Genomic DNA, 13,183 nt, shown 5'->3' with positions numbered 1-13,183 from the left:
TCCGCCCGGCTCCCACGGCCGCTCCGCAAGCGCCGGGCCCCACGTCTGCCCGGATCCACAGGAGTTACGCGATGACCCTCGCCACCGGCAACGCCCTCGACGGCAAGGACGCCGTCCTGCGGCGGCAGCACAGCCGTGAGTCCTCCGCCCGCACCTACGCCCGTACCTTCCCGATCGTGCCGGTGCGCGCCGAAGGGATGACGGTGGAGGGCGCGGACGGACGGCGCTACCTGGACTGCCTCTCCGGCGCGGGCACGCTCGCGCTGGGCCACAACCACCCGGTCGTCCTGGAGGCGATCCGGCGGACCCTCGACAGCGGCGCCCCGCTGCACATGCTCGACCTCGCCACCGCGGACAAGGACGATTTCACCAGCGTCCTCTTCGAGAACCTGCCCAAGGGCTTCGGCGACCGCGCCCGCGTGCACTTCTGCGGCCCCGCCGGCACCGACGCCGTCGAGGCGGCCCTGAAGCTGATGCAGACCGCGACCGGCCGCCGCGGCCTGCTCGCCTTTACGGGCGCCTACCACGGGATGACCGCCGGCGCGCTGGCCGTGACCGGCAACGTCGCCGTGAAGGAGCCGCTGCCCAGCGGCGGCGAAGTGACCCGCCTGCCCTACCCCTACGACTACCGCTGCCCCTTCGGCGTGGGCGGCGAGCGCGGCGCGGAACTGTCGGCCGCCTATGTCGAGCGCCTCCTCGACGACCCCGCGGGCGGGGTGCTGCCGCCCGCCGCGATGATCCTGGAGACCGTCCAGGGCGAGGGCGGCGTGGTCCCCGCCCCCGACGCGTGGATGCGCGAGATGCGGCGGATCACCGCCGAGCGCGGCATCCCGATGATCGTCGACGAGGTGCAGACCGGCGCCGGGCGCACGGGCGCGATGTGGGCCGTGGAGCACAGCGGGATCGTCCCCGACGCGATGGTCCTCTCCAAGGCCATCGGCGGCAGCCTCCCGCTGGCCGTGGTCGTCTACCGCGAGGACTACGACGCCTGGCGGCCCGGCGCCCACACCGGCACCTTCCGCGGCAACACCCTCGCCATGGCCGCCGGTGCGGCCACCCTGCGCCACATAGCCGCCGAGGGCCTCGCCGAGCGCGCCGCGGTCGTCGGCGCCCGGATGACGGCCCGTCTGGAGGGCCTGCGCGCCTCGCTGCCGGTCATCGGCGACGTCCGGGGCCGCGGCCTGATGCTCGGCGTCGAACTCGTCGACCCCGGCGCCGAGCCCGACTCCTGCGGCGCCCGCCCGGCCGACCCCCACCTCGCCGCACGCGTCCGCGCCGCCTGCCTCAGCCGCGGCCTGATCGTCGAACTCGGCGGCCGGCACGACGCCGTGCTGCGCCTGCTGCCGCCGCTGACCATCACGGACGAGCAGGCCGAAGCGGTGCTGGACCGGCTGGCCGACGCCATCGAGGAAGCGGCGACGGGCACGGACGTCGCGGGAGGCCGGCTGTGACACGCGCCATCCCCCACGACGGGCACGACGCCGACGCGCCGGCCCCCGCCCTGTCCGGCGGCGTCGCCGGCCCCGAGGCCCTGCGGCCGCTCCTCGACGCCGTGCTGGCCGGCCTCGCCGACGGCGCGGCGCTCCGCGGCGGACCGCTGCCCGCGGGCGGCCCCGCCGGGGTCGCCTCCTTCGTCAGGGCCGCGCTGGGCGGCCAGGACCTCCCGGCCATGAGCGCCACCGGCGAGCCGGCCGCCCTCACCGGCCGGGGCCACCCGGGCGAAGCCCTCGTCGACGACGGGGACCACCCGGCCCAAGGCCCCACCGGCGAAGCGGCCGCGCCCGACGACGTCCTCCGCCGGCTCACCACCCTGCTCACCCGGGGCAGCGCCGACCCCGCCGACCCCGCCTGCGCGGCCCATCTGCACTGCCCGCCGCTCGCCCTCGCGGTCGCCGCCGACCTCGCCGTCAGCGCCCTCAACCCCTCCCAGGACTCCTGGGACCAGGCACCCGCCTCGACCGAGCTCGAGACCGCCCTGGTGCGCGACCTCGCCGCCCTCGTCGGCTACGACCCGGTGGCGGCCGCCGGGGTGATCACCTCCGGTGGCACCGAGTCCAACCTCATGGGCCTGATGCTCTCCCGCGACCACGCCCTCGGCCGGTCCGGCGGACACGCCACCGAACTCGCCGGACTGCCCCACGACCTGACGCCCCGGATCTTCGCCTCCGAGGCCGCCCACTTCTCCGTCCAGCGCGCGGCCGCCGTCCTCGGCCTGGGGGAGCGGGCCGTGACCGCCGTACCCGTCGACCGCGACCTGCGCATGGACCCCGCCGCCCTGGACGCGCTCCTGGCGGAGTCCGTCGGCCGGGGCGAGACCCCGGTGGCGATCGTCGCCACCGCCGGCACCACCGACACCGGCGGCATCGACCCCCTGCCGCGGATCGCCGACATCGCCGAACGGTACGGCGTCTGGCTCCATGTGGACGCCGCCTACGGCGGCGGGGCGCTGCTCTCCGACCGGCTCGCCCCCCTCCTGGCGGGCGTCGAACGCGCCGACTCCCTCTCCCTCGACTGGCACAAGCTCGGCTGGCAGCCGGCCCCCGCCGGGGTCTTCCTGGTCCGGCGCGCCGAGACCTACGCACCGCTCGCCCGCCGCGCCGTCTACCTCAACCCGGCCGACGACGAGGAAGCGGGCTACCCCAGCCTCCTGGGCCTCTCCCTGCGCACCACGCGCCGTCCCGACGCCTTCAAGATCGCCGCAACCCTGGCGGCCCTGGGCCGCGCCGGGCTGGGCCGGCTCGTGGACACCTGCCACGACCTCGCCCACCACGCCGCGGCCACGGTCCGGGCCCACCCGCTGCTGGAGCTCCACACGACCCCGGTCCTCACCACCGTCGTCTTCCGCTACCGGCCCGCCTCCGGCCTCCCCGCCGACGCGGACCGCCTCAACGCGGCGCTGCGCCGCCGTCTGCTGACGGAGGGCCGGGCGGTAGTCGGCCGCACCGAACTCCCCGGCCGGGGCCCGGGCCGCGTACGGCTCAAGCTCACCCTGCTCAACCCGCACACCACCCCCGCCCAGGTGGACGCCCTGCTGGCCGTCGTCGTGGCCGCCGGGCAGGCGGAGGAGCACGAGGAAGCCGAACGGGCCGGGGAACCGGAGAGAGCCCTCGACGGCGTACCGGCCTGACCTCGCCGCACAACCGTCCGGGCCGTCCCTCCGTCAGGTGCAATGCCCGCGCGCGTCGTTCAGTGTGTGAGGCGTGCGGCCATTGTCCCTGTGTGCGGACGAAGAGACATGGGACGAGGACGGGCCGGTTCGTCCGGCTGGTGACGGCCGGGGCGCTGGGAGCGGTGCTGACGCTCGCGTCGGCACCGCCCGCGGGGGCGGAACCGGCGGGTCCGGAGCAGAGCGACTTCCTGGCCGCGCTGCTGTACTCCGTGGCCCATCCACGGGCCCTGCCCGCCGGGGCCGACGAGCCCGGGTGCCGGCCCGGCCCGCGCCACCCACAGCCGGTGGTACTGGTCAACGGCACCCTGGAGAACGCCTACGCCAACTGGGCGCGGCTCGCTCCACTGCTGCGGAGCGACGGCTACTGCGTCTTCGCCTTCAACTACGGAGGCGTCGAAGGCAGCCCGTTCCAGCAACTGGGCCCCATGCGGACCTCGGCGCGCCAGTTGGCCGCCTTCGTGGACCACGTGCGCGCTGTGACCGGCGCCCCGCGCGTGGATCTGGTCGGCCACTCCCAGGGCGGACTGCTGCCGCTCTACTACATCAACCGCCTGCACGGCCGGGACAAGGTCCGCCGCATGGTCGGCGTCGAACCCGTGAGCCGGGGCGTGCGCGTGTACGGCCTCTTCACACTCCTCGGCCGGACCCCCGGCCTCGCCCAGGTCCTGGCCCTGCCCTGCGCCGCGTGCGTCGACTTCACCGCGGGCTCGGCGTTCCTGCGTGAGACCGTCGAAGGCGGCTACACCCGGCCGGAGGTGCGGTACACCACCATCATCTCCCGCACCGACGGCGCGGTCACGGTCCCCGAGGCCCAACTGCCGCCTGCCACCAATGTCACCAACATCGTGACGCAGGACGTGTGCCCACAGGACCTCACCGACCACGTCAAGGCCGTCTACGACGACATCACCCTCCGTCTGGTGCGCAACGCCCTCGATCCGGCCGCCGCCGTACCGCCCCGCTGCCACATCGTGCTGCCGCTCCTGCCCGCTCAGGGCTGACGGGCGTCGGGAATTCCGTGGGCGTTCATGCCGGGGCGTGCCCGTAGTGCGTGCTGAGGGCCGCGAGATCCGGTTCGCCGAACCGGGCGCGGAGTTCGTTGAAGACGCCGACCTTGTCCTCGCCGAACCGCCGCACATGGACGGCGTAGGAATCGGCGGAGACGAACTTCGGCGGCGTGCTCTTCGTATGGAACTTGTCCGCGTACATCACCAGCTGTTCCTCGGCGCTCTCGGCCAGGTAGTCGGCGACGGGCAGATCGAGTTTCTGGTGGTGGACGTCATGCCGGGAGATCCCGACCCCGGTGTGGCACGAACAGAACCGGCACAGCCGCTCCGGGAACCCCTCCCGGCGCAGGATCTCGTGCCCGAGCACACCGTGGCGGATGTAGCCGCGCGTATCGAGCCGGCCCGATTCGTCGAAGAGCCGGTAGACGCCGATGTCGTGCAACAGCGCCCCCGCGCGCACAAGACCGGCGTCCAGCCGGTGACCGGTACTCGGAAGCAGCTGTTCCGCGATACGGGCGACGATCTCGCAATGGGCGTACACGAGTTCCAGCGCGGCCGGAGTCGGCGCGTACTTCTCATGCAGCGCGTGTATCTCCCGCGCCGTGGGGATGACCATCCCGACAGCCTAGCAATCGACAGGGCGCCTGAATTCAGTGTTTTCCGCTCTTGCGGACGAACTCCACCAGCCGCGCGTAGCTGTCGTCGCCGTGGCCGGCCGCGACCGCGCGGCCCGTCAGTTCCCGGAGGAGATCCGGCAGACCCGGTTCCACACCGCGGAGTTCGCTCGCGTGGGCGAGGAGGTCCATCATCGAAAGGTGGAGGGTCAGGGGGAATTCACCCCCCGGATAGCGGCCCGCGTCGATCTGCGGCGCGTATGTGTTCATGAAGGCGCCGACGCTCTTCATCCAGTGGTTGACCACGTCCGTGAATTCCGTCGCCGTCACCCCGCCACCGGGGCCCTCGGCGCCGATGAGCGCGACGCCGTGCAGCCAGCCCGTCAGCGTGGACCACAGCAGGCCCAGCAGTGCGCTGTCGTAGACGGACGGCAGGGCGGGGTCGGTGCCCAGGTGCACCGGGTGGCCCAGCGCGGCGAGCGTTTCACGGTGCTTGTCGAAGGCGGCGCGCGGGCCGCTGTAGAGCTGGAGGAAGTCCGGGTCGCCGATGCCCGACGGCGTGGACATGAGCGCGCCTTCGAGATAGGCGATGCCGTGCCGCTCCGCCCAGGCGGCCGTCTCGCGCGCCTGCGGCGGCGAGCCGGAGGTGAGGTTGACGAGGGTGGAGCCCGTGAGGCCGGCGGCCAGCGGGCCGACGACGTCGTGGACCGCGTCGTACGCGGATACGCAGATCACGACCAGCGGGCTCGCCGCCACGGCCTGGGCGGCCGACGGCGCCTCCACGGCGCCACGTTCCATCAGGGCGGCGGCCCGGCCCGCGGTCCGGTTCCATACGGTCGTGCGGTGGCCGGCCGCCGTAAAGGCCCCGGCCAGTGTCGCGCCCATCGCCCCCAGTCCGAGGACGGTCACCTTCGTTCCCACTATTCCCCCCTATTACGTGGAGTCATATGAGAATGGAGAAAAGTACCCCTGCGTAATCACCTTCACCCATTCTCCCCGCGCGGCGAATCATCTACCCATGCGGAATGGCGGGACGTACGGCACCGGGCGGCACACCGGTGCCGTCCGGTACCGTCCTGCTCAGGAATTCTTCCCGGAATTCCTGGACGCCACGTACGCGCCCATGTAATCCGTCCAGATCCGGGCCGGGAAGACGCTTCCGCGCCGCGAGTCCGCCCCGCCCACATCCGTCATGGGCAGCAGCTGGGGCTCGTCCGGCTTCGTACGGAACATGGTCACCGCCGTGGACAGCTCCTCTGTGGAGCCGACGAACCACGCCGATCTGAGCCGGTCCTGGTCCCCGGTCCGGCCCGCCGCGAACGGGCCGATGCCGCGGGCGGTGCGCTCGTCGACGCCCTGCGCGTCCCCCACGCTCTGCTCCCCGGCCTCCCGCAGGGCGTCCGTGACCTCGGCCGCCACCCCCTCGGGCAGCGCCCGGCGCGCCTTCGCCCTGCTCTCGAAGCCGCCGACGGACCGGCCGTCCTTCACCAGCTTGGTCACCGAGTACGGATCGCTCTGGAGCCCACGGTTGACGAACGTGCCGTAGCCGGCCGCCACGCGGATCGCGCTGGGAGTGGAGGTGCCGATGGGGAAGGTGTCCTCCAGCGGGGCCATGCTGTCCCCCAGCAGCCCGGCGGCGACGGCGGTGTCCCGCACCCGCTCCAGTCCCACCTCCCGGCCCAGCCGGGTGTACGTGGCGTTGCCCCCGGCGGCCAGGGCCTGGCGCAGCGTGGGATGCGCGTCGTCGGGCCCCTGGGCGCCGGCGTCACCGGACGGCCGGACCAGCGTGCCGTCGTCGCCGTAGTGGCTGCCGGACGTCACGTCCCGCCGCTCGCCGTCCCGGGAGGAACGCGCGCCGTGCCGCAGGGCGGCGGCGAGGACGAACGGTTTGAAGGCGGACCCCGTCGGCACACCGGCGGTGTCGGCGTTGTTGACGAACCGTTTGGTGGCGTCCGGGCCCCCGTAGAGCGCGACCAGCGCACCGTCCGAGGGCCGCACCGAGGCGGCGCCGACCTGGACGTGCTCGTCGGCGGACCGCTTCTTCGGGTCGATGTCCCGCTCCAGGACGCCCTCCACCGCCTTCGTCAGCTGACGCGTCCGGTCCTTGTCGAACGTGGTGTGGATCCGGTAGCCGCCGTGGGCGAGGTCCTGGTCGGTGAGGAGGGCGCGCTGCTTGATGTACTTGTTGACGACGTCCACGAGATAGCCGGTCTGCCCGCCCATGCTGGTGGACGTGGACTTCTTGAGCGGCTCGGGGAACGTCCGGTACTTCTCCCGTTCCTCGCGCGACATCCGACCGGTCGCGACCTGCCGGTCGAGGATCCACGCCCAGCGCTCCCGCGCCCGTTCGTGGTTCTTCGGCCCCGTGGAGGGGTCGTACAGCTCGGCGCCCTTCAGGAGAGCCGCCAGCAAGGCACTCTGACTCGGATTCAGCTGTTTCGCGGGAATGCCGTAGTAGGCCTGGGCGGCCGCGTCGATCCCATAGGCGCCGCGCCCGAACCAACTGGTGTTGAGATAGCCCTGGAGGATCTCCTTCTTGCTCTTCGAGCGGTCCACCTTCAGCGAGATGACGAACTCCTTGACCTTGCGGGAGACGGTCTGCTCCTGCGTGAGGTAAGTGTTCTTCACATATTGCTGGGTGATGGTCGAACCGCCCTGGGTCTCCTGCCCCTGGACCGTACTGACCACGGCCCGCGCCAGGCCCTTGAAGGAAACGCCGGAATCGCGGTAGAAGCTCTCGTTCTCGGCGGCGATCACCGCGTTCTGAGCGGAACCCGGCACGTCCGACAGCCGGACGATGGTCCGGTTGAACGCCCCGAGGCTCACCATCTGCGTACCGTCGGCCCAATAATAGATATTGGCCTCCTGACGGGCCGCCACATTCTCATCGGGGATGTCGACGCTCACATACACATAGGCGAACAGCCCGGCCGCCCCGCCCGCGCCGAGCACGAACACCGCCGAGGTCTGCCGCCACGACGGCAACCAGCGCCGCACGCCGCGTCTGCCCCGGCGCGGATAGTCGACGAATCGCCGTCCGGCCGCCGCTCCCTCCTTTCTGCGACTGCGCGAACGGGACATATGCCGGTGCTTGCTCAAGGGCCGGTCGCTCCTCGATGAGTTGGCTCATGCGGACGTCGGTGTGATCGGAGACAGGACTGTCTGTGATCACTGAGATGACGTTGAGCGATACCGGGTTGGTTGGGGTTTCATGAGCATTGTGTGACAGGAGGGGGGGGAGGTGTACGGTTCCGGGCGCGGGGCCGCCCCGACGCGGGGGCCGCCCCTACTGGCGCTGCCCGCATGTGGGGCAGAACGCCACGCCGTCCGGCAGCGTGGCCCGGCAGCCTGTGCACGTCGCCTGCTGTGCCAGCTCGTAGCCGCAGCCGGGGCAGAACCGGCCCCCGTGGGACTCGGCCCGGCACCGGGGGCAGACCAGCTGGCGCGCCGTTCGCCCGTCCTCCGGCTTGCCCTGCCGCTGTCCCTCGTCGTACGCCTGCTGCGTCACCATGTCGTTGACGCCCCGCTGCCGGGCCGCCATCATCTCGCCCGCGGTGTCGGGGGCGCAGGTGAAGCAGAGGCCCTGCTCCTGGTGCCAGCAGCGGCCGCACACGTACGTGGCGCAGCGCGCGCAGCGGTTGAAGTGCCCCTCGGCCGCGCCGATCGCCCGCTGGAACGCCGCGTCGCGCGCGTTCCCCCACCCCGAGCCGGCCAACCCCTCGGCGGCGCTGGTGACCCCCCACCACGCCCTGCCGAGCAGCCCCGGCGCCGTCCCGATCCCCCGGTTGAGCCACCCGGCGAGCCGCCCGCCCCGGTAGGGCTCGAAGGGGGAACGCCAGGTGTCGTGACAGCGCCAGCAGTAGAACTCGAACTGGAACCCCGATGCCGTACCGTGCTGCTCGCACAGATCCCGGTAATTGTTGGCGAAGTAGATCTCCGTGCTCACCGCGTGCTCCCCCATGGACTGGACGGTGGGTCCTCTAGCCCTCTTCTAGCCCCACGACGCGGGTCATGGCGTCGCCGGTTCTGCCAACGGGGGGTGCTTGACGGGGAATTGCCGTTCGAGGTGGTCAACCAGTGCCGCGGTGCGCCGGGGCCCGGGCTATGCCCGGAACGCCGCCGGCCGCTCCGGGGACGCCTCGGCGAGAGCCTTGGTGACGGCCTCGACGCCCGCGCGCAGGCCGTAGACGGGGGTGTCGGGCTGCTGGCGCCAGGAGTCGTCGATGCCGCCCGCGTCGACGGTGTCGAAGCCCAGCTCGTCGATGAGCGCGCGGACCGTCCGCTTGGCCGCCTCGTCGTCCCCGGCCACCGGGAGCGCGAGCCGCTCCGGGTCGCCCTCGGGGCGCGGCCCGTCGAGGATGTCCTGGGCGTACGTGCCGTTGAACGCCTTGATCACCGCATGGCCCAGCTGCCGCTCGATCCAGCGGCTCTCGGCGAGGCCGTCCTCGATGGCGGCGATGAGGCCGTCACGCTCCTTGGGGTAGTAGTTGTTGGTGTCGATGACGACGAAGCCCTCCGCGGCCCCGTCGAAGAGGTTGGAGGGCAGGTCCGGGACGGCCTTCAGGGGAATGGTGACCACCACGACCTGAGCGCCGCGCGCGGCCTCGGTCACGGTGACGGGCGTGGCGCCCGTCTCCTCGGCGAGTTCGGTGAGGGTGTGCGGGCCACGCGAGTTGGCCACGGACACCTCGTGGCCGAGGGCGGTGAGACGCCGCGTGAGGTTGCCGCCGATGTTGCCGGCGCCGATGATGCCGATCTTCATGGAGCGTCCTTCCGGAGTGGGCGACCGTGTGTCGCGTCAGCGGACAACTCCCTGAGCAGGGGGTCTATTCCGCCCCGTGTGCCAGTGATGTTTCACCGGTGTGACATCTGCGGCCGGGAGCGCGCGCGTGCGCCCGCCGGGTGCTGGGGTGCGCCGTCCGCGCCTCCTGGCGACCCGGACGACCGCCGGGGTTGCCTGGGGGCGTCACGTCCCTTCGTGACGTCCCTTCGTGCGCGGTGAGATCCGGCGCAGAGAGCGGAGAGAAAGGAAAGGGGAGACGCGCTCGTGATCCATGTCAGCGAAACACTGATCACCCATTCGGTGGAGGACTTCCTGACCGCCGAGGAGATCGACCGGCTCAACAAGCTCGTGGACGCTCACCTCGAAGAGGTGCCGTGGACGGTCGCGCGGGCGGCGCGCTACGAGGAGCTGTTCCCGGTGCCGGAGGTCCAGGACGTCCTGGCCGAGGCGGCCCGGCGCGCGCTGCCGGCCGTCCGCCGGGTCGCGCCGTCCCTGGCGGGCTGCACGTCGTGGGGGATGTACCAGGGGGCCGTGGGCGACCGGGTCCCGCCCCATCTGCACGGTGTGGACCGGCACGCGTTCGACGGGCCGCGCCGGGTCGCCCGGCTCGCCGTGGTCGTCCGCGCGGCGGACCGGGGCGGCGACTTCTTCGTCGACACCACCAGCTCCGCGAGCGTGTGGTGCGGCGGTGAGGCCGAGCCGCAGGAGACCGACTTCGCCGTGGGGATGCACTTCACCCGCCGCCCCGGGCCGGGCCACGGCGTGCAGGAGGCCGACTGGCTCGCCGGCACCCCGCGGGCCCGCTGGACGGTCGTCGCGCCCGTCGGCACCGCCGTGGTCTACGGGACGCAGCTCGTCCACGGTGTGACCCCGGTCGTCCGGGGCACCCTGCGCAAGTTCGTCACCAGCCTCACCGAGCCGGCCGACCACCGTTGACCCGGCCCCCGCCGGCCGGCCGTAACGGGAGGCGGGGGGGCGAGGGACTGCCGTCCGGCGGGGGATCCGGACGGCAGTCCCCGTACGTTCGGCGCCGGTCGTTCAGCAAGCGTTCAGCGGCCGGAATGCCGGACCGTCCGCGCCGGAGCCCATCGTGCCCGGGCACACGGGACGCGTGCGGAACCAGTACGAGCGGGCGGCGACCGCCAGCGCGACGCCGTACACGGCGAAGGCCGTCAACCCGATCCAGGCCACCAGCAGGGTGTCGTCGGCGGTGGGGAAGTCGCCGCGCCGTACGGGCAGGACGCCGGCCGTGGCGAGGGAGACGTAGCCGACGCCGACGACACCGTAGGGCAGCAGCGTCCCGACGCCGATGAGCGCCGGGGCGAGCGGCAGCCAGCGGGGTACGCGCCGGCCGGAGAGGAGGAGGGTCCAGCGGGGGAAGACCTGGCCCCAGGGCCGGATCAGCCCGAAGAGCAGGAAGACGCCGAGGGCGGCGAGCAGCGCGGTGCCGTCCACGCCCCAGGACTCCAGGGTGAGCCACAGGTCGGAGGCGCCGTTGCGTCTGGCGCCCGCGAGCACGTCGTCGTCGGTGATCCCGGCGAACGTACCGCCCGTCACCCAGGTCGTCTTCATCCACGCGTACGGGGCGAACGCCAGGCTCCCGGCCCAGGCGAAGGCGTGCACACGGCGCGACGCCGCGGAGGGCGCCGGCCTTGCCGCGGTCCGCGCCGTGTGCGGGGCGCCGCAGCGGGGGCAGCCGGTGGAGCTGTGCGCGCGGGCCGTGGCGGCGAGGAGGACCACGCCCACCAGGCCGAGGGCGTGGAGCACGGCGCGGGGGGTACTGTCGACGCCCTGGCCGAACAGCAGCCCCACCACGTCCATCAGCAGACTGAACGCCGAGAGCGCGGACAGTCCGCAGACCGCCCACAGCAGCCTCCGCACGGCGGGACGCCCCGGGTTCCGCAGCGCGTACACCACCGCGCCGACAGTCGGCACGGACACCACCGTGACGTACCAGGACAGCCAGCGCGTCAGCCGGCTGTCGTCGCCGGACGGCAGGGCGCCCGTCGGCCCGCAGGCCAGCGCGAACGCGCCCTGTGCCACGGCCCACCCCAGGGCCGCTCGTCCCACCCGGCGCGGCCGGTCCCGCCATCGCTCGCCGAGCGAGCCCCTCTTCGTCGTCCACATGCTGTCGGTCATGCGTCGAACGTCGCACGCACGGTTTTCGCGCACGTCGTTCGCGCGAACGACCGGCCTCCGCCACGCGACTGAAGCGTTCCGGCCCGCCGTCGGCCTCAGGTTGCCGGTGGTGGGCGGGCCGGCGTCGAGGACGGGTGCGGCCCGGCCCGCTACCAGGCGACCGGGAGACCGACCGGCCCCCGGATGACGACGTCGGTCTGCCAGCGAATTTCCTCCACCGGCACCCCCAGCCGCAGCCGGGGAAAGCGCGTGACCAGGTTCGACAGCAGAAGCTCCGCTTCCATACGGGCCAGCATCGGCGCCACGCAGTAATGCGGGCCGTGCCCGAAGGCCACGTGCTGCGGCCCTTGGCGCTCGAAGTCGATCCGGTCCGGATCGTCGTACGTCCGCTCGTCGCGGTTGGCGGCGACGTACGAGACGTAGACGAACTCGCCCGCCCGGATGAGGACTCCGCCGACCTCCACGTCCTCGGTGGCGACGCGCGGCTGCCCGATCGCGTGCTTGTGGGGCACCCAGCGCAGGAGTTCCTCGACGGCCTGGGGGACGAGGGACGGCCGCTCGCGCAGCCGGTCGGCCAGCCCTTCGTGGGTGAGCAGGGCGTACACCATGTTGGCGGCGTTGTTGCGGACGGCGTGCCAGCCGTTGATCTGGAGCAGGGTGGCGAGCGCGAGGAGTTCCTCCTCGTCGATGCGTCCGGCGTCGACGGCGGCCGCCATGACGCTCATCAGGTCGTCCCGGGGCTCGGCCCGGCGCAGGGCCGCGAGCGCGCGGAAGTAGTCGCGCGCGGACTCCTTGACCCGCTTCACCCGTGCCGCGGCGGCCTCGTCGTGGGCCCGGGTGAAGATGATCTGCGTCCACTCGCGCCAGAGCGGCCGGTCCCCGGCGGGCACCCCGATCACCTCGCCGATGATCTCCGACGGGAACGGCGAGATGACGTGACGGACGAGGTCGGCCGGCGGGCCCGCGCTCTCCAGGTCGTGGATCAGCCGGTCGAGCAGCGCCTGGGCCGGGCCCCGCAGCCGGTCGACGGCGCGCTGGCTGAACGCCTGGGCGACCACGGCCCGTACGCGCGCGTGCTCCGGTGGGTCCGCGTAACTGATGGCGCGGTCCAGGGGGATGGTGTGCCGGGTCATCTTGGGGGCGGAACGGCCCAGGATGTCGCGGCTGAAGCGGGGATCGGAGGTGACGAACCGGACGTCGTCGTACCGGGTCACCAGCCAGCAGTCGCCGTCCCCGTGCGGCACCCGGATGCGCGAGACGGGCGCCCGCAGCAGGGACTCTCGGAGGAAGGGGTCGAAGTCGAGGGCCGGTATGTCGGCGCAGTCGTATATCCGGGAGCTGTCGCGGTCGGCCATGACGGCCTCCTTGCCTGGAGCCGCTTGTGTCAACGCTACGCGGGGAGGGACGAAGGGCAAGGGAGCGGACAAAAGGATGATTGTAGGAGCGGGGATTACTTGACAACTTTAAGTGT

10 protein-coding genes and 1 pseudogene are annotated in these 13,183 nt (G+C 72.7%); 4 read left to right on the top strand and 7 right to left on the bottom strand.

The annotated features are described in order from the left end of the window. Positions 1–71: 71 nt before the first annotated feature. The 3 genes from RM609_RS00410 (at position 72) to RM609_RS00400 (ending at position 4,170) form a co-directional block, all read left to right on the top strand. Positions 72–1,451 carry a diaminobutyrate--2-oxoglutarate transaminase family protein gene (locus RM609_RS00410; protein WP_311606877.1) on the top strand — a complete coding sequence of 460 codons (1,380 nt, stop codon included), beginning with the start codon at positions 72–74 and terminating at the stop codon, positions 1,449–1,451. Beyond that, entirely contained in the window at positions 1,448–3,127 is a 1,680-nt protein-coding gene (locus RM609_RS00405) for a pyridoxal phosphate-dependent decarboxylase family protein (protein ID WP_311606875.1), read from the top strand. Before RM609_RS00410 ends, RM609_RS00405 begins: the two co-directional genes overlap by 4 nt. Positions 3,128–3,219: 92 nt before the next feature. Continuing rightward, complete coding sequence (locus RM609_RS00400) at positions 3,220–4,170, top strand: esterase/lipase family protein (RefSeq protein WP_311606874.1); 951 nt, start codon at positions 3,220–3,222, stop codon at positions 4,168–4,170. Between the two features lie 25 nt (positions 4,171–4,195). Here RM609_RS00400 and RM609_RS00395 read toward each other — a convergent pair whose 3' ends face one another. The 5 genes and pseudogenes from RM609_RS00395 to RM609_RS00375 all read right to left on the bottom strand — a co-directional run. Next, a complete protein-coding gene (locus RM609_RS00395) occupies positions 4,196–4,792 on the bottom strand; it encodes an HD domain-containing protein (protein WP_311606873.1) in 597 nt (198 codons plus the stop codon). A 34-nt stretch (positions 4,793–4,826) separates the two neighbouring features. Next, entirely contained in the window at positions 4,827–5,711 is an 885-nt protein-coding gene (locus tag RM609_RS00390) for an NAD(P)-dependent oxidoreductase (protein WP_311606871.1), read from the bottom strand. A 159-nt stretch (positions 5,712–5,870) separates the two neighbouring features. After that, complete coding sequence (locus RM609_RS00385; RefSeq protein ID WP_311606870.1) at positions 5,871–7,889, bottom strand: transglycosylase domain-containing protein; 2,019 nt, start codon at positions 7,887–7,889, stop codon at positions 5,871–5,873. A gap of 187 nt (positions 7,890–8,076) precedes the next feature. Further along, positions 8,077–8,751, bottom strand: coding sequence for a zinc ribbon domain-containing protein (locus RM609_RS00380; protein WP_311606868.1), 675 nt, complete (start codon positions 8,749–8,751; stop codon positions 8,077–8,079). A 141-nt stretch (positions 8,752–8,892) separates the two neighbouring features. Beyond that, positions 8,893–9,558 (bottom strand): annotated as a pseudogene (locus RM609_RS00375) (NADPH-dependent F420 reductase); the annotation flags it as partial. 279 nt (positions 9,559–9,837) lie between these two features. Here RM609_RS00375 and RM609_RS00370 point away from each other — a divergent pair. Beyond that, positions 9,838–10,509 carry a hypothetical protein gene (locus RM609_RS00370; protein ID WP_311606867.1) on the top strand — a complete coding sequence of 224 codons (672 nt, stop codon included), beginning with the start codon at positions 9,838–9,840 and terminating at the stop codon, positions 10,507–10,509. Between the two features lie 102 nt (positions 10,510–10,611). Here RM609_RS00370 and RM609_RS00365 read toward each other — a convergent pair whose 3' ends face one another. Together RM609_RS00365 and RM609_RS00360 are read right to left on the bottom strand one after the other, a co-directional pair. After that, positions 10,612–11,712: a hypothetical protein gene (locus tag RM609_RS00365; RefSeq protein ID WP_311606866.1), complete on the bottom strand. Its 1,101-nt coding sequence runs from the start codon at positions 11,710–11,712 to the stop codon at positions 10,612–10,614. 149 nt (positions 11,713–11,861) lie between these two features. After that, entirely contained in the window at positions 11,862–13,067 is a 1,206-nt protein-coding gene (locus RM609_RS00360) for a cytochrome P450 (RefSeq protein ID WP_311606864.1), read from the bottom strand. Positions 13,068–13,183 lie beyond the last annotated feature (116 nt).

Origin of the sequence: Streptomyces hesseae (assembly GCF_031845785.1) — a bacterium.
Lineage (GTDB): Bacteria > Actinomycetota > Actinomycetes > Streptomycetales > Streptomycetaceae > Streptomyces > Streptomyces hesseae.
The sequence above is the reverse complement of the archived record's forward strand: the minus strand, read 5'-3'. Positions and strand labels throughout refer to the sequence as shown.

Excerpts from the sequence above, each read along its gene's own strand:
- RM609_RS00380 (WP_311606868.1), bottom strand. The coding sequence starts at position 8,751 with ATGGGGGAGCACGCGGTGAGCACGGAGATCTACTTCGCCAACAATTAC.
- RM609_RS00410 (WP_311606877.1), top strand. The coding sequence starts at position 72 with ATGACCCTCGCCACCGGCAACGCCCTCGACGGCAAGGACGCCGTCCTG.
- RM609_RS00365 (WP_311606866.1), bottom strand. The coding sequence starts at position 11,712 with ATGACCGACAGCATGTGGACGACGAAGAGGGGCTCGCTCGGCGAGCGA.
- RM609_RS00360 (WP_311606864.1), bottom strand. The coding sequence starts at position 13,067 with ATGGCCGACCGCGACAGCTCCCGGATATACGACTGCGCCGACATACCG.
- RM609_RS00395 (WP_311606873.1), bottom strand. The coding sequence starts at position 4,792 with ATGGTCATCCCCACGGCGCGGGAGATACACGCGCTGCATGAGAAGTAC.